The organism is Micromonospora sp. DT201 (assembly GCF_049841575.1).
Taxonomy (GTDB): Bacteria; Actinomycetota; Actinomycetes; order Mycobacteriales; family Micromonosporaceae; genus Micromonospora.
This window is the reverse complement of record NZ_JBNCKP010000072.1, coordinates 1-750: the sequence shown is the minus strand read 5'-3', so window position 1 is coordinate 750 and position 750 is coordinate 1. Positions and strand designations below refer to the sequence as shown.

At 60.1% G+C, this 750-nt stretch carries 1 protein-coding gene; it reads right to left on the bottom strand.

The window, feature by feature from the left end; all coding sequences use genetic code 11:
* A partial coding sequence (locus ACLQ28_RS34450) for a hypothetical protein (RefSeq protein WP_425690439.1) occupies positions 1 to 750 on the bottom strand: 750 nt, incomplete at both ends.

Below are 750 nucleotides of genomic sequence, written 5' to 3'. Positions count from 1 at the left end.
CCACACCGGATCGCCATTCCCGTTCACCCGAACGACAACACCCGACCCGTACGTTATCTCCGAACCACCATCCGAGTCGTACACGATCCCAACGGAAACACCCTCAGCCGTCTTACCGTTCTTCGGATCACCATTCTCATAAAACTCCGTGAAGACCGAACCATCAGCGGTTCTCATGAAGTACGGGTCGCCCTGCGCGTTGTAGCGCACGAGGACCCCGGATCCGTACGTTATCTCGGACCCGCCGTTGTCCTGGTACGTGATCGATATGGAAGCACCGTCCGGAGCCGTGCCCTGCGTAGGCCTTCCATCTTCATCGAATGAGGTGAACGTGGTCGTGTCCGGGAGCACCTGGCGGATCGGCAGCGAATTCGGGCCATACTCGACGACCAGGCCGTTGTCGTACCGGTAGACGGTATGACCCTCGGACGGGTATTCGACGGTGAACGCGCCGGAGTCGGGTGAATATCCCTTGTCGGGCCTGTTCTCCGCGTCAAACGAAATGTATACGGTTCCATCCGGAGTCACCTGCCGGATGATGATGCCATCCGGATTGAACTCGGCCGTCGCACCGTCCGCGTAACGCGTGATCGTGTTGCCATTACCCGGATACTCAAGCGTAAAGTCCTGCCCGTCAGCGGCGCTGCCCTCGGTCGGACGACCCGAGCCGTCGAAACCCGAAAACACCGTGCCATCCGGCAACACCTGCCGCAGCACTACACCATCGGCACCGAACTCCACCACACTGCC